The 16,498-nt window shown below is 46.6% G+C and carries 16 protein-coding genes; 10 read left to right on the top strand and 6 right to left on the bottom strand.

Going from position 1 to position 16,498, the window contains the following annotated elements; translation table 11 throughout:
* Positions 1 to 25 precede the first annotated feature (25 nt).
* Positions 26 to 1,279: a valine--pyruvate transaminase gene (locus L3V30_RS21520; protein WP_114324064.1), complete on the top strand. Its 1,254-nt coding sequence runs from the start codon at positions 26 to 28 to the stop codon at positions 1,277 to 1,279.
* Positions 1,280 to 1,362: 83 nt separating this feature from the next.
* Here the strand turns inward: L3V30_RS21520 and L3V30_RS21515 are convergent, their stop codons facing one another.
* The 6 genes from L3V30_RS21515 to dnaA form a co-directional block, all read right to left on the bottom strand.
* A complete protein-coding gene (locus tag L3V30_RS21515) occupies positions 1,363 to 1,800 on the bottom strand; it encodes an Hsp20 family protein (RefSeq protein WP_005458680.1) in 438 nt (145 codons plus the stop codon).
* A gap of 532 nt (positions 1,801 to 2,332) precedes the next feature.
* Positions 2,333 to 2,749, bottom strand: coding sequence for a GreA/GreB family elongation factor (locus L3V30_RS21510; protein ID WP_237309827.1), 417 nt, complete (start codon positions 2,747 to 2,749; stop codon positions 2,333 to 2,335).
* A gap of 344 nt (positions 2,750 to 3,093) precedes the next feature.
* Positions 3,094 to 5,511: a DNA topoisomerase (ATP-hydrolyzing) subunit B gene (gene gyrB, locus L3V30_RS21505; RefSeq protein ID WP_005394109.1), complete on the bottom strand. Its 2,418-nt coding sequence runs from the start codon at positions 5,509 to 5,511 to the stop codon at positions 3,094 to 3,096.
* Positions 5,512 to 5,524: 13 nt separating this feature from the next.
* Positions 5,525 to 6,604 (bottom strand): DNA replication/repair protein RecF, encoded by a 1,080-nt coding sequence (gene recF, locus L3V30_RS21500; RefSeq protein WP_237309826.1) that lies wholly within the window; start codon positions 6,602 to 6,604, stop codon positions 5,525 to 5,527.
* Positions 6,605 to 6,613: 9 nt separating this feature from the next.
* Positions 6,614 to 7,714, bottom strand: a complete 1,101-nt coding sequence (gene dnaN, locus L3V30_RS21495) for a DNA polymerase III subunit beta (RefSeq protein WP_005394106.1) — start codon at positions 7,712 to 7,714, stop codon at positions 6,614 to 6,616.
* A gap of 63 nt (positions 7,715 to 7,777) precedes the next feature.
* Positions 7,778 to 9,184 carry a chromosomal replication initiator protein DnaA gene (gene dnaA / locus L3V30_RS21490; protein WP_005378835.1) on the bottom strand — a complete coding sequence of 469 codons (1,407 nt, stop codon included), beginning with the start codon at positions 9,182 to 9,184 and terminating at the stop codon, positions 7,778 to 7,780.
* A 412-nt stretch (positions 9,185 to 9,596) separates the two neighbouring features.
* Between dnaA and L3V30_RS21485 the strand changes: the two genes are divergently transcribed.
* The 9 genes from L3V30_RS21485 (at position 9,597) to mioC (ending at position 16,473) form a co-directional block, all read left to right on the top strand.
* A complete protein-coding gene (locus L3V30_RS21485) occupies positions 9,597 to 10,343 on the top strand; it encodes an amino acid ABC transporter substrate-binding protein (RefSeq protein WP_237309825.1) in 747 nt (248 codons plus the stop codon).
* A 114-nt stretch (positions 10,344 to 10,457) separates the two neighbouring features.
* Positions 10,458 to 11,129: an amino acid ABC transporter permease gene (locus L3V30_RS21480; RefSeq protein ID WP_005378829.1), complete on the top strand. Its 672-nt coding sequence runs from the start codon at positions 10,458 to 10,460 to the stop codon at positions 11,127 to 11,129.
* Positions 11,126 to 11,863: an amino acid ABC transporter ATP-binding protein gene (locus L3V30_RS21475; protein ID WP_182037149.1), complete on the top strand. Its 738-nt coding sequence runs from the start codon at positions 11,126 to 11,128 to the stop codon at positions 11,861 to 11,863. Before L3V30_RS21480 ends, L3V30_RS21475 begins: the two co-directional genes overlap by 4 nt.
* Positions 11,864 to 12,105: 242 nt before the next feature.
* Positions 12,106 to 12,240: a 50S ribosomal protein L34 gene (gene rpmH, locus L3V30_RS21470; protein ID WP_005378825.1), complete on the top strand. Its 135-nt coding sequence runs from the start codon at positions 12,106 to 12,108 to the stop codon at positions 12,238 to 12,240.
* Between the two features lie 46 nt (positions 12,241 to 12,286).
* A complete protein-coding gene (gene rnpA / locus L3V30_RS21465; RefSeq protein WP_005394102.1) occupies positions 12,287 to 12,610 on the top strand; it encodes a ribonuclease P protein component in 324 nt (107 codons plus the stop codon).
* The gene (gene yidD / locus L3V30_RS21460) at positions 12,577 to 12,834 is read left to right on the top strand and encodes a membrane protein insertion efficiency factor YidD (RefSeq protein WP_005378822.1); all 258 of its coding nucleotides are present in this window, start codon (positions 12,577 to 12,579) and stop codon (positions 12,832 to 12,834) included. The genes rnpA and yidD overlap by 34 nt, the downstream gene beginning before the upstream one ends.
* A gap of 2 nt (positions 12,835 to 12,836) precedes the next feature.
* Entirely contained in the window at positions 12,837 to 14,459 is a 1,623-nt protein-coding gene (yidC, locus tag L3V30_RS21455) for a membrane protein insertase YidC (RefSeq protein WP_005383834.1), read from the top strand.
* Between the two features lie 117 nt (positions 14,460 to 14,576).
* The gene (mnmE, locus tag L3V30_RS21450; protein ID WP_104969982.1) at positions 14,577 to 15,938 is read left to right on the top strand and encodes a tRNA uridine-5-carboxymethylaminomethyl(34) synthesis GTPase MnmE; all 1,362 of its coding nucleotides are present in this window, start codon (positions 14,577 to 14,579) and stop codon (positions 15,936 to 15,938) included.
* A 100-nt stretch (positions 15,939 to 16,038) separates the two neighbouring features.
* Positions 16,039 to 16,473 carry an FMN-binding protein MioC gene (mioC, locus tag L3V30_RS21445; RefSeq protein ID WP_005394096.1) on the top strand — a complete coding sequence of 145 codons (435 nt, stop codon included), beginning with the start codon at positions 16,039 to 16,041 and terminating at the stop codon, positions 16,471 to 16,473.
* Positions 16,474 to 16,498: the final 25 nt, after the last annotated feature.

The raw sequence follows: 16,498 nt of genomic DNA, 5'->3' as shown, positions 1-16,498 counted from the left end.
CACAATGAATTAGGTATCAGTCAGCATGCAGTTCTCAAAGTTTGGTGAAAAATTTAATCAGTATTCAGGTATCACGCAGTTAATGGACGATTTGAATGATGGTCTACGCACACCAGGTGCCATCATGCTCGGTGGAGGCAACCCAGCCGCCATTCCTGCCATGCTCGATTATTTTCACCAAGCCAGTGAGGAAATGCTCGCCAGTGGAGAGCTCGTCGCCGCCCTAGCCAACTACGATGGCCCACAGGGTAAAGATGCGTTCGTGAAAGCGCTGGCTCAGTTATTCCGTGAAACTTACGGTTGGGACATTTCAGAGAAGAACATCAGCCTAACTAACGGCAGCCAAAGTGGCTTCTTCTACTTGTTCAACTTACTCGCAGGTAAACAGCCTGACGGTTCGCATAAGAAGGTGCTACTGCCTATCGCGCCTGAGTACATCGGCTATGGTGATGCTGGCATTGATGAAGATATTTTTGTCTCTTACCACCCAGAAATCGAGCTGTTAGATAACGGATTGTTTAAATACCACGTCGATTTTGAACAGCTAACCGTCGACGATTCTGTTGCGGCAATCTGCGCATCTCGCCCAACCAACCCAACGGGTAACGTACTGACAGACGAAGAAGTGCGTAAACTGGACAAACTCGCACGTGAAAACAACATCCCACTGATCATCGATAACGCCTACGGCTTGCCGTTCCCGAACATCATCTTTGAAGATGTCGAACCGTTCTGGAATGAAAACACCATCTTGTGCATGAGCCTATCCAAACTTGGCTTGCCTGGCGTGCGTTGCGGGATTGTGATTGCGAGTGAAGAAATCACTCAAGCGTTAACCAATATGAACGGCATCATCAGCCTAGCACCAGGCAGTGTGGGTCCAGCGCTGGCAAACCACATCATCGCTAAAGGCGACCTGCTTAAACTGAGTTCAGAGGTGATTAAGCCGTTTTACAAGCAGAAGTCGCAACGTGCGGTTGAACTGCTGCAAGAAGCGATTACCGATGAGCGCTTCCGTATTCACAAACCGGAAGGCGCTATCTTCTTGTGGTTATGGTTTGATGAACTGCCAATAACAACAATGGAGTTGTACCAACGCTTGAAAGCGCGTGGTGTATTGATTGTTCCGGGTGAGTACTTCTTTATTGGCCAGAAAGACGAATGGGACCACGCTCATCAGTGCTTACGCATGAACTACGTTCAAGACGATGAGATGATGCAGAAAGGTATCGCGATTATCGCGGAAGAAGTCGAAAAGGCTTACCAACAAGGTCAGTAAAGCAAACTCCCACATCAAAGACACAAATTAAAAAGAGCGCCAACTGGCGCTCTTTCTCACTCTATAAGCAAATTACTTGCTGATTAGTTGCTTTCTAGCAGGTTGTTGCCACCGATAGCAATTTTACGTGGTTGCATTGCTTCTGGGATTTCACGAACCAAATCAATGTGTAATAGGCCGTTTTCCATTGATGCGCCAGTCACTTTTACATAATCCGCTAGCTGGAATTTACGTTCAAAGTCGCGCTCAGCAATGCCTTGGTACACGTAATTTTTGCCTTCTTCTGCTTTGCGTTCGCCCTTCACAATCAACATGTTTTCGTTTTGAGTCAGATCGAGTTGGTCTTCAGAGAAGCCAGCAACTGCCATAGTAATACGGTAGTTATGCTCGTCTTTTTGCTCAATGTTGTACGGAGGGTAACCGCCAGAAGTATTTTTCGCTGTATTCGCTTCCATCAGGTTTAGCAGACGATCAAAGCCAATTGCATTACGGTATAGTGGTGAGAAATCTACGTTACGCATAAATCTATCCTCTTAATTAAGCAATAGTCTTAGCTCAGATGACGTTCATCTCACAGGCGTGTTTATGCAAAAACCAACGCCGAGCTAAGAGATTCTTATCATTCCGCAGGCCATCATTTGGCTCGGAGACATGATAGGAAATCTAAAGGTTTAAGTTGTGTGCTAAAACGCCATATCCTCTTTTGAGCGATCTCGTTTTAGCGATTCCAGAGGGCTGTCTTCTAGTCTCTAGCAAGCCAGTCATCCTCTTCACAACTAGATATAAGGTCGTCAAAAATGACTTTCAAGGGAAAAAATAAAAAATTTTAAGTGCGCTCGCTATCTCCCCAGAAAGGTCAGTTTACCCTCGCTTTGCAATCGGTATTAAAAAGCCCACCTTTCTGGTGGGCTCAATCTGCACTCTACTTGCGGGAGGATTTACGCGCTTTTACAACGCTCTTTTCTGCCGCTTTTTCCTGTTTTAACTTACGCTTTTCTTTCAGACTCAACTGTGGTTGTTTCTTGTCTTTCTTACTCATGACTTCACCTCTATTTATTGACACAACAGACAGCCACACAGCATTTTCTGCGCTGGTGGCTGCGATTGATGAACAATTTCAGTAATCACAAAGCAGCGTCGCTGATTAAAAATTTCTATTTCGAACGCATCATTTTTAGCTCGACCTAACAATCGAGACCCCAAATAAGAATCGACCGCGAGCATACCTGTCATCGGTTGCCCCTTGCGCGAGTTGACTAACGTCATGCGATATTGATAAGCACGCTCAACATCCACTAAGCGAACCGTATCCCCAACCGCAATACGAGCTCGGTTACGGCAATGGGCTTGTTGCTCGTAAGTTTCAAAGAGTGACAACAACCTTAGTGGTGATTGATAGGTTAAAAAGCGACTGGTTAACCACCAAGTTCGCAGCGCCAAACAGTACGCCGAGAACCAGCGTTCAAACATGATTATTTCCTTCTTAATGCCTTGTCTTACAAATAAATTCAGTGCATTGAACCGGAAGTGCATCACCTCCGGCTTAGTTCAGGAAAGTCATCACCATTTTCTCAACCTCCTTATTCATCAGCTCTTCAGCACTATAGCGAGCAGAAAAAAGAAAGCAAAAGCGCCCAAGCGAACAAAATGGCGAGAAAAAAAGAAAACAGAAATAAAATGGCAAGCTTGATCAGGTTATTGGCAGTTAGCACCAGAAAAACCAAAGTCTTGGCAGAAAGTGGCGATTTTCATTGGTGGTTAAAACAAAAAAAGCAGCGATTTCTCGCTGCTTTTCCTATTAAGACAAGTTGTCGTTACACGTCTAAGTTCGCTACTTTCAGCGCGTTTTCTTCGATGAAGTTACGACGAGGTTCTACTTGGTCACCCATCAGTGTTGTGAACAATTGGTCTGCGCCTACCGCATCCTCAATCGTTACTTGCATCATGCGACGCGTTTCTGGGTCCATAGTCGTTTCCCACAGCTGATCTGGGTTCATCTCACCTAGACCTTTGTAACGCTGACGGCTCAGACCACGCATTGACTCTTTAACCAACCAATCAAGCGCTTCTGCAAAGCTTGCTACTGGCATCGTACGCTCACCACGTTTGATGTACGCGCCTTCTTCCAGAAGCCCATCCAGTGCTTCTGATAGATCAGCTAATTTGCCGTACTCTTTCGAGTTTAGGAAATCGATGCTAATTGCATGTTCGTGCGTCACACCGTGAGTACGAACCACGATCTTAGGCAAGTTTAAGCCTAGTTCTTCGTGCTGCTCAACTTCGTAGCTGTATTGGCTCGCGCCCACTTCTTTCGCATTCAGCTGCTCAATAAGCTGCTTCGTCCACGCTTCAACAACTGATGCGTCATGGCATTGCTCAGGAGTTAGACGAGGAGTGTAAATCAGCTCGTTTACCAAAGCACTTGGGTAACGACGGCTCATACGTTCCGCCAGTTTAATCCCCGCATTGTACTGTTGAACAAGCTTCTCTAGTGCTTCACCTGCCAATGCTGGTGCTTCTGCGTTTACGTGTAGCGATGCATTATCCAGAGCCAATGATACTTGGTATTGGTTCATCGCTTCTTCGTCTTTGATGTACTGCTCTTGTTTGCCTTTTTTCACTTTGTAAAGTGGTGGCTGAGCGATGTACACGTAACCACGCTCGATAAGCTCTGGCATTTGACGGTAGAAGAAGGTCAATAGTAGCGTACGAATGTGCGAACCATCGACATCGGCATCGGTCATGATGATGATGTTGTGGTAACGCAGCTTGTCCGGGTTGTACTCGTCACGACCGATACCACAACCAAGTGCAGTGATCAGAGTGGCCACTTCTTGCGAAGACAGCATCTTGTCGAAACGTGCTTTTTCTACGTTAAGAATCTTACCTTTTAGCGGTAGGATTGCTTGGTTCTTACGGTTACGGCCTTGTTTTGCGGAGCCGCCTGCCGAATCACCCTCCACTATGTATAGTTCAGAGAGTGCCGGATCTTTTTCCTGACAGTCTGCAAGTTTACCTGGAAGGCCAGCCAGGTCTAGTGCACCTTTACGGCGCGTCATTTCACGAGCTTTACGCGCTGCTTCACGTGCACGTGCTGCATCGATGATTTTCGAACAAACCATCTTCGCTTCTGTCGGGTTCTCAATCAGGAACTCAGACAGTTTTTCACCCATTGCAGACTCAACAGCTGATTTCACTTCAGAAGAAACCAGTTTGTCTTTTGTTTGGCTTGAGAACTTAGGATCAGGCACTTTCACCGAAACAACCGCAGTTAGACCTTCACGCGCATCGTCGCCTGAAGTCGCTGTTTTTGCTTTCTTAGAGAAACCTTCTTTATCCATAAAGCTGTTCAATGTACGTGTTAACGCAGCACGGAAACCAGCAAGGTGAGTACCACCATCACGCTGTGGGATATTGTTGGTAAAGCAGAAGATGTTCTCTTGGAAACCATCGTTCCATTGCATCGCCACTTCAACTGAAATGCCGTCTTCACGCTCTGAGTTAAAGTGGAAGATTTTTTCGATGATTGGCGTTTTGTTGGTGTTTAGGTGATCAACGAATGCTTGAATACCACCTTCATACATGAAGTGATCGTGTTTGTCCGCTTCACGCTCATCAACCAATTTGATCGATACACCAGAGTTCAGGAATGACAGTTCACGCAGGCGCTTCGCCAGAATGTCATAGTGGAACTCAGTGTTAGAGAAGGTCTCGGCACTTGGCCAGAAACGAATTTGTGTACCGGTTTTATCCGTATCACCCACAACGGCTAGTGGCGCTTGAGGCTCACCATGGCGGTAGGTTTGCGTATGGATATGGCCACCACGATGAATCGTCAGCTCAACTTTCTCAGATAGAGCGTTTACCACTGAAACACCTACCCCGTGAAGACCACCCGATACTTTGTATGAGTTATCGTCGAACTTACCACCCGCGTGAAGTACCGTCATGATTACTTCTGCTGCAGAGACATTTTCCTCTGAGTGGATTTCTGTTGGAATGCCACGACCATCATCGCTAACGGAAACCGAGTTATCCTCATGAATTGTCACAACGATGTCTTTACAGTGACCTGCCAACGCTTCATCAATTGAGTTATCCACCACCTCGAAAACCATGTGGTGAAGGCCGGTGCCGTCGTCCGTATCGCCGATGTACATTCCTGGACGCTTACGTACCGCATCCAGACCCTTCAGTACCTTAATACTCGATGAATCGTAATTTTCAGACATGAGTTTCTCTCTTCTAGTTTGACTCTATCCTGCCATGTTCCACATGAAACAATTTACCGTTATCGTCCAACATATCGGCGATTTGGCTTTCAGTGATAGAGCTTACAAATACTTGTGCGCCCGTATCTTTTAAGCAGTCAGCAAGACGCTTGCGACGTTGGCTATCTAATTCCGACGCGAAGTCATCAATTAGGTAAATGCATTGTTTACCGGTCATCTCTGTCAGGTGTTGCCCTTGCGCGACACGCAATGCACACACCATGAGTTTTAATTGACCGCGTGACAGAACATCTTCAACGGGCGTTCCGTTCACTTTAATGCGCAAATCAGCTTTGTTTGGGCCACTAAAGGTGTATCCCAATGCCTGATCACGCTCAAAATTCTTTTCTAGTATCTCGTGGTATGGGGTGTCTTTATCCCAGCCACGATAATACTTCAATTGGATCTCAAATTCTGGCAAAAATGTCTGACAGATAGTTTCTGCGACGGTTTTCATCTGCTCGATGTAACTTGCTCGCCATTGGCTGATGTTTTCAGCCAACCCTGCCATTTCCTGATCCCAATAACTGAGCTCACGATAACTATTGGCGGTTTTCAACAGCGCGTTGCGCTGCTTGTTCAGGCGCTTGAACCTTCCCCATGCTTGATAAAAAGCGGGCTCGGTATGAAACACGCCCCAATCAATAAACGCGCGACGATGTTTAGGGCCATCTGTCAGTAAATCAAACCCTTCTGGGTGTATCAACTGCAGAGGCAGAACTTGTGCCAACTGCGCTAATTTTTGTCCAGATTGACCGCCTATTTTAACCTCTGTTGAGCCATCACGCTGCTTATTAATGCCGATAGGTAGCTCAAATTGATCCGAGTTCAAAAAACGACCATGAACAAACAGTTCGTCACACTCATTTTGTATCACTCGTCCGGTGAGAGAACTCTTGAATGAGCGGCCATGCCCGAGCAGGTAAACCGCTTCTAAGACACTGGTTTTACCGCTGCCGTTCGGCCCGATAAGAAAGTTAAAGCCTGCTGATAACTCAATATCACAGGCTTTAATGTTTCGAAACTGCTGAATGATGAGACGAGAAAGAGGCATTCAGTTGGCTTATAGACGAATTGGCATCACCACGTACATGGCACTGTCATCGTCGGCATTTTCAATCAATGCGCTAGCGTTAGCATCCGACATCGACACACGTACATTTTCACAACGCAACGTGTTCAGAACATCAAGCACATAGCTTACGTTAAAGCCGATTTCGATGGCGTCACCTTCAAAGGTCACATCAAGCATCTCTTCCGCTTCTTCTTGTTCTGGGTTATTCGCGGTTATGCGCATTTCAGTATCAGCCAGATTCACACGCACGCCACGGAATTTTTCGTTGGAAAGAATCGCAGCACGAGAGAAGGCTTGGCGCAACTCGTCACAACTTGCTATTAGGGTCTTATTGGTGCTCTGAGGCAATACGCGGCGGTAGTCAGGGAAACGACCATCAACCAACTTAGAGGTAAAAGTAAAGTTATTCACCTCAGCACGAACATTGGAGCTACCGATCTGAAGTACTACAGGTTGCTCTGGCGCGTCCATCAACTTCACTAATTCTTGCACACCTTTGCGTGGCACGATGATTTGCTTCTGCGCAAAATCCGCACCCAGCTGAGTTTGCGATACCGCCATACGGTGGCCGTCCGTCGCCACGCTGCGTAGCGTGGTACCGTCAATTTCAAACAACATGCCGTTGAGGTAGTAACGAACGTCTTGATTCGCCATCGAGAACTGAGTTTTGTCGATCAGCGTACGTAGATCTGCTTGGCTCAGTGATACTTCCACTTCACTTTGCCAATCTTCAATATTAGGGAAATCGTTCGCAGGAAGCGTTGCCAATGAGAAACGGCTGCGACCAGAGCGAACTTGTACGCGATCACCTTCTAATACAAATGTGATGATCGCATCGTCCGGTAAACCACGGCAGATATCGAGAAACTTACGCGAAGGAACGGTAATGCTGCCCGCTTCAAAATCACCTTCTAGCGTCACTTTGCTTACTAACTCTACTTCAAGATCGGTTGCCGTCATCGACAATACGTTCTCTTCTACTTTAAGAAGTAGGTTACCCAGGATTGGCAGAGTTGGTCGGCCACCTAAAGCGCCCGAAACCTGCTGTAGCGGTTTGATTAAATGACTACGTTCAATGGTAAATTTCATGCTTGGCTCTTTACGCTGTCAGCTCAATAAATGATTTGCTTAGAATACCGTTATTCTAACCGATTACGAGGACAGGGTGCGAATCAAGTTAGAGTAATCTTCTTTAATATCGTGGCTCTCTTCACGCAGCTGCTCAATCTTGCGACACGCATGAAGTACGGTCGTATGATCGCGGCCACCAAACGCATCACCAATTTCAGGCAGGCTGTGGTTGGTTAGCTCTTTTGCTAACGCCATGGCCAGCTGACGAGGACGCGCTACAGAACGAGAGCGACGTTTGGACAGCAAGTCAGCCACTTTTATCTTGTAGTATTCCGCCACCGTCTTTTGAATGTTGTCGATAGTTACCAGCTTCTCTTGCAGAGCGAGCAGATCGCGCAGCGCTTCACGAACAAAATCAATCGTAATTGGGCGGCCAGTAAAGTTCGCGTTAGCGATAACGCGGTTCAGTGCACCTTCTAGCTCACGAACGTTCGAACGCAGACGCTTGGCAATAAAGAATGCCACTTCATCAGCAAGGTGGATTTGGTGATCTTCGGCTTTTTTCATCAAGATCGCCACACGCGTTTCAAGCTCAGGCGGCTCGATCGCAACAGTAAGACCCCAACCAAAGCGAGATTTAAGACGATCTTCAACGCCATTAATCTCTTTAGGATAACGGTCAGACGTTAAGATGATCTGCTGGTTACCTTCCAATAGTGCGTTGAAGGTATGGAAGAATTCTTCTTGCGAACGTTCTTTATTAGCAAAGAATTGGATGTCATCGATAAGGAGTGCATCCACACTGCGGTAGTAGCGTTTGAATTCTTCAATCGCATTGTTTTGCAGCGCTTTTACCATGTCTTGCACAAAACGCTCTGAGTGCATGTAGACCACTTTCGCGTTCGGGTTGTTATCCACAATCGCGTTACCCACCGCATGCAATAAGTGGGTTTTACCCAAACCCGTGCCGCCGTATAGGAATAGTGGGTTGTAAGCTGCACCTGGGTTATCCGATACCTGACGCGCCGCAGCCAAACCCAGTTGGTTCGACTTACCTTCAACAAAGTTGTCGAACTTGTGTTTTGGGTTCATGTTTGAGCGGTGATTGATCGCCGCAATCGCTTGAGCGTCGTCATCCCAGGTTTTGTGTACTGGCTTACGCGCCTGTAATTGCGCAGGTGCAGATGACTCCGCAGCCACATCTGCAGGCGTACGTGTCGGCGCTGGTTTTGGAGCAGAGACAGGTCGACTCCCCACTTCAAAGCGTAAGTTAGGAATGTCGCCACCACAGTATTCCTGTAGTAAACGAGTAATATTGTTCAGATACTTATCACGCACCCAGTCCAACACAAAGCGGTTTGGCGCGAATAGAGTGAGAGTATTGTCATTGAGCTCCGCTTGTAGCGGACGAACCCACATGCTGAATTCTGTAGCTGGTAGCTCTTCTTGAAGCTGCTGCAAACATTGCAGCCAAAGCGAAGATGACACGGTGCCCCCACTGAGTAATTGAATTATCGGAAAAGACTGGCAATTTTACCTGTTGATAACCAAGATCGCCAGCGATTGATCGACGATCCAGTGAATAAGATCCAAGTTATTCACAATTATTTCTGCAAACTTGATGAGATCAACACACCTTGCCCCAAATTTGCCCACACAACGATCCACAATTGGGCAAAATTCACAAGATCGAGTGATTGGTGATAAGTCTGTGTATTATTTTATTCCCAATACTGATTTTGTCGATCATTTCACCTGGTTCAGTTCGCATTTTCGTCACATTTAACATTCTTCTTCTATTATCTAATAACTCACAGGTCTAGGTTATTGCTCTTGGTTATTTATTTAATTGAGCTAACTAACAGTAGTATTTCCAACCATAAAATTATGGAGATGTATTATGAAAAACTGGATTAAGGTTGCCGTTGCAGCCATTGCACTGTCGGCAGCAACCGTACAAGCCGCTACTGAAGTCAAAGTTGGTATGTCAGGTCGCTACTTCCCGTTTACTTTTGTAAAGCAAGACAAGTTACAAGGCTTTGAAGTCGACATGTGGGATGAAATCGGCAAACGCAACGATTACAAAATCGAATACGTAACCGCTAACTTCTCTGGTTTATTTGGTCTATTAGAAACTGGTCGTATCGATACGATCTCCAACCAAATCACCATGACTGATGAGCGTAAAGCCAAATACCTATTTGCTGACCCTTACGTTGTAGATGGCGCACAAATTACCGTGCGTAAAGGCAACGAAAGCATCAAAGGTGTTAACGATCTTGCGGGCAAAACCGTTGCGGTGAACCTAGGATCTAACTTCGAGCAACTGCTGCGTCAATACGACAAAGACGGCAAGATCAACATTAAAACGTACGACACTGGTATCGAACATGACGTGGCGCTCGGTCGTGCAGATGCATTTGTAATGGATCGTCTTTCTGCGCTAGAACTGATTAAGGAAACCGGTCTTCCTCTGGAATTGGCGGGCGAACCGTTTGAAACCATTCAAAACGCATGGCCTTTCGTGGACAACGAGAAAGGTCGTAAGCTGCAAGAAGAAGTAAACAAAGCACTGGCTGAGATGCGCGCAGATGGTACAGTAGAGAAAATTTCCGTGAAGTGGTTTGGCGCTGACATCACGAAATAAGAACTCTTTGTACTTTAGGCCGCAAAGTGGTATCACTCTCGGACTAAAATAAACTTACGTAAAGGTGGAACTTGTTTTCCACCTTTTCTTTTCTCTAGCCTTTAGGTAAGCCGTATGGGATTTGACTTTAATTACATGTTGGAACTGCTGCCGATATTACTGAAATATCTTGGCACTACCATGGAAATGGCGACATGGGGATTGGTGTTTTCACTGATTTTATCCGTCATTTTAGCCAATATTCGCGTATTTAAACTGCCAGTTCTGGATCAATTAAGCCAACTGTACATCAGCTTCTTCCGTGGCACCCCTCTCTTAGTTCAGCTTTTCCTGCTTTATTACGGCTTACCACAAATTTTCCCATTGATGGTGGGTATTGATGCCTTCTCAGCAGCGGTGATCGGTTTAACGCTGCACTTTGCCGCTTATATGGCGGAAAGTATTCGTGCCGCCATTATTGGTATTGATCGTAGCCAGATGGAAGCGAGCTTGTCGGTGGGTATGACAACATCTCAGGCGATGCGCCGAGTGATTTTACCTCAAGCAACGCGTGTCGCACTGCCTTCATTGATGAACTATTTCATCGATATGATCAAGTCAACGTCTCTCGCCTTCACGCTTGGTGTGGCCGAAATCATGGCGAAAGCACAGATGGAAGCCTCATCAAGTTTCCGTTTCTTTGAAGCTTTCCTTGCGGTTGCTCTTATTTACTGGGGCGTGGTGGTGATTCTGACTCGCGTACAAATCTGGGCAGAAGCAAAACTGAATAAGGCGTACGTACGATGATTAAGTTAGAAAATATTCACAAACGTTTTGGTGAGACTGAAGTGCTGAAAGGCATTGATCTCGATATTCAGCAAGGTGAGATCATCGTGATTATCGGCTCAAGTGGTACGGGTAAATCAACCTTGCTGCGTACGGTGAACTTTCTAGAACAAGCAGATGAAGGTCGTATCACGATAGATGACATCTCCGTTGATACTCAAAAACACACAAAAGCCGAAGTATTAGCGCTGCGTCGTCGAACTGGCTTTGTGTTCCAAAACTATGCCCTGTTTGCCCATATGAATGCGCGCCAGAATATTGCCGAAGGTCTAGTGACCGTTCGAGGATGGAAAAAAGCCGATGCTCTCAAACGAGCGCAACAAATTCTGGATGACATAGGCCTTGGGGATAAAGGCGATAGTTATCCAGCGGCATTGTCTGGCGGCCAACAACAACGTGTGGGTATCGGCCGAGCGATGGCGCTGCAACCAGAACTGCTGTTATTTGACGAGCCAACTTCTGCGTTGGATCCGGAATGGGTTGGAGAAGTTCTCTCATTAATGAAGAAGTTAGCTAATCAGCATCAAACCATGCTGGTGGTGACGCACGAGATGCAATTCGCGAAAGAAGTCGCTGATAGAGTGATCTTCATGGCGGAAGGCAATATCGTAGAGCAAGGTTCTCCACAGGATATCTTCGATAATCCACAAGATCCTCGTTTGAAAAAATTCCTTAACCAAGTAGGAATAGAGTAACGATCAAGCATCAGGATCGATTGATCCTTGAGATTTTACTCACACTACGTATAATCGCCCGGCCGGAATTTCGTACTCATTGAGTCATTGACACATTATGTGAGTGTGATTACAATTCCGCCTCTTTGTTGAGAGGCGTCGGTTGTCCTTCTCTATATAAAGAGCTTCTTTATATAAGAAAGCAAATACCCACGCCGGGTTTAACAAGAACCTAAAACTACTGATCAGTAAAGGTAATTATCATGAAACGCACTTTTCAACCTACAGTTCTAAAGCGCAAGCGTACTCACGGCTTCCGTGCTCGCATGGCAACTAAGAACGGTCGTAAAGTTATCAACGCACGTCGTGCAAAAGGCCGTGCGCGCCTATCAAAATAATCGCTAGTTTATTTTGAACACGTACGCGTTTAATCGGGAGTTACGTTTGTTAACTCCCGAGCATTATCAAAACGTCTTCCAGCAAGCTCATCGAGCTGGCTCGCCTCATTTCACCATCATTGCTCGCAATAACAAACTTTCTCATCCACGATTAGGTTTAGCGGTTCCAAAAAAGCAAATCAAAACGGCTGTCGGTCGTAACCGATTTAAGCGTTTGGCTCGTGAAAGCTTTCGTAACAATCAACATCAGCTTCCAAACAAAGATTTTGTTGTGATTGCGAAGAAAAGCGCGCAAGATTTAAGCAATGAGGAAATTTTTAAGTTGTTTGATAAGCTATGGCAACGCCTGTCTCGCCCTTCACGTGGATAGCCATTGGGCTCGTTTATCTGTATCGCTGGTTTATCAGCCCTTTGATTGGTCCTCGTTGCCGGTTCACACCAACCTGTTCCACTTACGCGCTAGAAGCTTTGAGAGCTCACGGTTTTGTAAAAGGATGTTGGTTATCAGGCAAACGTCTATTAAAATGCCACCCTTTGAATGAAGGGGGGTATGACCCCGTTCCACCAGTCCAAAAACAAGACAGAGATAACTAACGATGGATTCTCAACGTAATATCCTGCTCATCGGTTTGGCCCTGGTTTCTTTTTTGCTGTTTCAACAATGGCAAGTAGCAAAGAATCCAGAACCTCAAGCAGTTGAACAGGCTCAATCAAGCAGCACTCTACCTGCACCATCTTTTGCTGATGAACTTGACCCAGTTCCTGGCCAACAGCAAGCTTCTGCAAAAACTATCACAGTAACGACTGATGTTTTAACTCTGTCGATCGACACCGTTGGTGGCGATGTGGTACATGCCAACCTTAACGAATACTCTGCTGAGTTAGATTCATCAGATTCCTTTGTTCTGCTTAAAGACGCTCAAGGTCACCAATTTATCGCTCAAAGCGGTCTAGTGGGTCCTCAAGGTATCGACTTGAGCAGCACAAATCGCCCTCACTACAACGTAAGTGCAGACAGCTTCACAATGGCTGACGGTCAAGATGAACTTCGCGTTCCGATGACATTCACTGCAAACGGCATCGAATACACCAAAACTTACATCTTTAAACGCGGCAGCTACGCGCTTAATGTTGAATACGATGTAGTGAACAACTCAGGCAACAACGCAACATTTGGTATGTACGCTCACCTACGTCAAAACCTAATGGACGATGGTGGTAGCATCACAATGCCTACTTACCGTGGTGGCGCATACTCAACAGAAGATACGCGTTACAAGAAGTACAGCTTTGATGATATGCAGGATCGCAACCTGTCTCTTAACCTAGCCGATGGCCAAGGTTGGGCAGCAATGATTCAGCACTACTTTGCCGCAGCTTGGATCCCACGTAACGAACCAGGTACTAACCTATACACTCGTGTAATTGGCAACCTAGGCGACATCGGCGTTCGTATGCCGAACAAAACTATCGCAACAGGCGATCAGGCTAAGTTTGAAGCAACACTTTGGGTTGGTCCAAAACTGCAAGATGAAATGGCAGAAGTGGCACCTAACCTAGACCTAGTAGTGGACTACGGCTGGTTATGGTTCATTGCGAAGCCTCTTCATATGTTGCTTTCATTCATCCAGAGCTTTGTTGGTAACTGGGGTGTGGCAATCATCTGTCTGACCTTCATCGTTCGTGGTGCAATGTACCCACTAACAAAAGCGCAATACACGTCTATGGCGAAAATGCGTATGCTACAGCCTAAGCTGCAAGCAATGCGTGAGCGTATCGGTGATGACCGTCAGCGCATGAGCCAAGAAATGATGGAACTGTACAAGAAAGAGAAAGTGAACCCACTAGGTGGCTGTTTACCTCTTATCCTACAGATGCCTATCTTCATCGCGCTTTACTGGGCACTAATGGAATCGGTAGAGCTTCGTCACTCACCATTCTTTGGTTGGATTCACGACTTGTCAGCGCAGGACCCTTACTACATCCTGCCGCTATTGATGGGTGCGTCTATGTTCCTAATCCAGAAGATGAGCCCGACAACGGTAACGGATCCAATGCAGCAGAAGATCATGACCTTTATGCCGGTTATGTTTACCTTCTTCTTCTTGTTCTTCCCATCAGGTCTCGTTCTGTACTGGTTGGTGTCGAACATCGTAACGCTTATCCAGCAAACTCTTATCTACAAAGGGTTAGAGAAAAAAGGCTTACACAGCAAGTAACCTTTTAGGAAATGATTGAGAAAGGCGGCCAAAAGGTCGCCTTTTTGTTTTTGGCTGATTACAATTCAGCTAACTAAAGTTATGGCTCAATTTGAGCCCAGCTCAAAAGGCAAAATTATGACTACAGATACGATTGTCGCTCAAGCGACCGCGCCTGGTCGTGGCGGTGTCGGTATTATTCGAGTATCAGGCCCTAAAGCCAACCAAGTGGCGTTAGAAGTCACGGGTAAGACACTAAAGCCCCGCTATGCAGAGTACCTGCCGTTTAAGTCAGAAGATGGCACTGTGCTTGATCAGGGCATCGCTCTGTACTTCCCTAACCCGCACTCATTTACAGGTGAAGACGTACTTGAGCTGCAGGGCCATGGCGGCCCCGTCGTGATGGATATGCTGATAAAGCGCATTCTAGGTATTAATGGTATTCGAGCAGCTCGCCCTGGTGAGTTCTCTGAACGCGCGTTCCTGAACGATAAACTCGACCTCGCTCAAGCAGAAGCAATTGCAGACCTCATTGATGCAAGTTCTGAAGAAGCAGCAAAATCGGCGTTGCAATCCTTACAGGGCGCCTTTTCAGGGCGCATTAATACCTTAGTTGAGTCACTGATTCATTTGCGTATCTATGTTGAGGCAGCCATCGACTTCCCAGAAGAAGAAATCGACTTTTTGGCCGACGGTAAAGTGGCTGGTGACCTACAAGCCATCATCGACAACCTAGATGCGGTGCGTAAAGAAGCCAACCAAGGCGCGATCATGCGTGAAGGGATGAAAGTCGTGATTGCTGGTCGTCCAAATGCGGGCAAATCAAGCCTACTGAACGCGCTATCAGGCAAAGAGTCTGCAATCGTAACCGACATCGCAGGTACGACACGTGACGTCCTGCGTGAGCATATCCACATTGATGGAATGCCACTGCACATCATTGATACAGCAGGTCTGCGTGATGCCTCCGACGAAGTCGAGAAAATCGGTATTGAGCGCGCGTGGGATGAAATCGCTCAAGCAGACCGCGTCTTGTTCATGGTGGATGGCACCACAACCGATGCCACCGATCCGAAAGATATCTGGCCAGACTTTGTGGATCGCCTACCCGACAATATCGGCATAACCGTGATCCGAAACAAAGCGGATCAAACGGGTGAAGAAATGGGGATCTGCCACGTCAATAACCCTACCCTCATCCGCTTGTCAGCGAAAACTGGTGCAGGAGTTGAAGCTCTGCGTGAACACCTCAAAGAATGCATGGGCTTCTCTGGCAACAGTGAGGGTGGCTTTATGGCTCGTCGCCGTCACCTCGATGCGTTGGAACGCGCCGCACAGCACCTTCAAATAGGCCAGGAACAGCTTGAAGGCTATATGGCTGGTGAGATACTGGCAGAAGAGCTGCGCATCACCCAACAGCATCTCAACGAGATTACCGGAGAGTTCAGTTCTGACGACTTACTGGGCCGAATCTTCTCTTCATTCTGTATCGGTAAGTAAATAATCGAACGCGCGGTGCTGAGCTTAACTCACACCGCGTTTCTTTTTGTACGGCAAGCCATCCATGAGCTTTAGCCGTCGCATTCAATAAGGAAGAAGTATGATCCACATTATTACAGGCAGCACGCTAGGTGGCGCAGAATACGTAGGGGATCACCTGAGTGATCTACTCAACGAGAATGGATTTGAAACAACGATCCACAACCAGCCGTCCCTCGATGAGATCGAAAATCAAGGAACGTGGTTGGTGATCACCTCAACCCATGGGGCTGGTGAGTACCCTGATAATATTCAACCTTTTATCGCGGCATTACAAAATACCCCGCCGAAAATGACCGACGTAAAGTTCGCAGTGATTGCGATTGGTGATTCAAGCTATGATACGTTCTGCGCCGCTGGTCAACACGCTTATGATTTACTAGAGGACATTGGTGCCACACCGCTCGCTGATTGTCTTAAGATTGATGTACTGAGCCATGCAGTACCCGAAGACGCCGCTGAGGCATGGTTAAAAGAGAATATCGAACGCTTTTAAGCTCCCCGCTTTCCCTTCAACAGAG

It is taken from the genome of Vibrio sp. A1-1 (genome assembly GCF_021728175.1).
Lineage (GTDB): Bacteria > Pseudomonadota > Gammaproteobacteria > Enterobacterales > Vibrionaceae > Vibrio > Vibrio diabolicus.
This window is presented reverse-complemented; position numbering and strand designations above follow the sequence as displayed.

Bases quoted from the DNA above. Each gene is read 5' to 3' on its own strand.
- L3V30_RS21515 (WP_005458680.1), bottom strand. From the start codon at position 1,800: ATGCGTAACGTAGATTTCTCACCACTATACCGTAATGCAATTGGCTTT.
- yidD (WP_005378822.1), top strand. From the start codon at position 12,577: ATGGCAACGCCTGTCTCGCCCTTCACGTGGATAGCCATTGGGCTCGTT.
- L3V30_RS21485 (WP_237309825.1), top strand. From the start codon at position 9,597: ATGAAAAACTGGATTAAGGTTGCCGTTGCAGCCATTGCACTGTCGGCA.
- yidC (WP_005383834.1), top strand. From the start codon at position 12,837: ATGGATTCTCAACGTAATATCCTGCTCATCGGTTTGGCCCTGGTTTCT.
- dnaN (WP_005394106.1), bottom strand. From the start codon at position 7,714: ATGAAATTTACCATTGAACGTAGTCATTTAATCAAACCGCTACAGCAG.
- recF (WP_237309826.1), bottom strand. From the start codon at position 6,604: ATGCCTCTTTCTCGTCTCATCATTCAGCAGTTTCGAAACATTAAAGCC.
- L3V30_RS21475 (WP_182037149.1), top strand. From the start codon at position 11,126: ATGATTAAGTTAGAAAATATTCACAAACGTTTTGGTGAGACTGAAGTG.
- rpmH (WP_005378825.1), top strand. From the start codon at position 12,106: ATGAAACGCACTTTTCAACCTACAGTTCTAAAGCGCAAGCGTACTCAC.
- gyrB (WP_005394109.1), bottom strand. From the start codon at position 5,511: ATGTCTGAAAATTACGATTCATCGAGTATTAAGGTACTGAAGGGTCTG.
- L3V30_RS21510 (WP_237309827.1), bottom strand. From the start codon at position 2,749: ATGTTTGAACGCTGGTTCTCGGCGTACTGTTTGGCGCTGCGAACTTGG.
- mnmE (WP_104969982.1), top strand. From the start codon at position 14,577: ATGACTACAGATACGATTGTCGCTCAAGCGACCGCGCCTGGTCGTGGC.
- L3V30_RS21480 (WP_005378829.1), top strand. From the start codon at position 10,458: ATGGGATTTGACTTTAATTACATGTTGGAACTGCTGCCGATATTACTG.
- mioC (WP_005394096.1), top strand. From the start codon at position 16,039: ATGATCCACATTATTACAGGCAGCACGCTAGGTGGCGCAGAATACGTA.
- L3V30_RS21520 (WP_114324064.1), top strand. From the start codon at position 26: ATGCAGTTCTCAAAGTTTGGTGAAAAATTTAATCAGTATTCAGGTATC.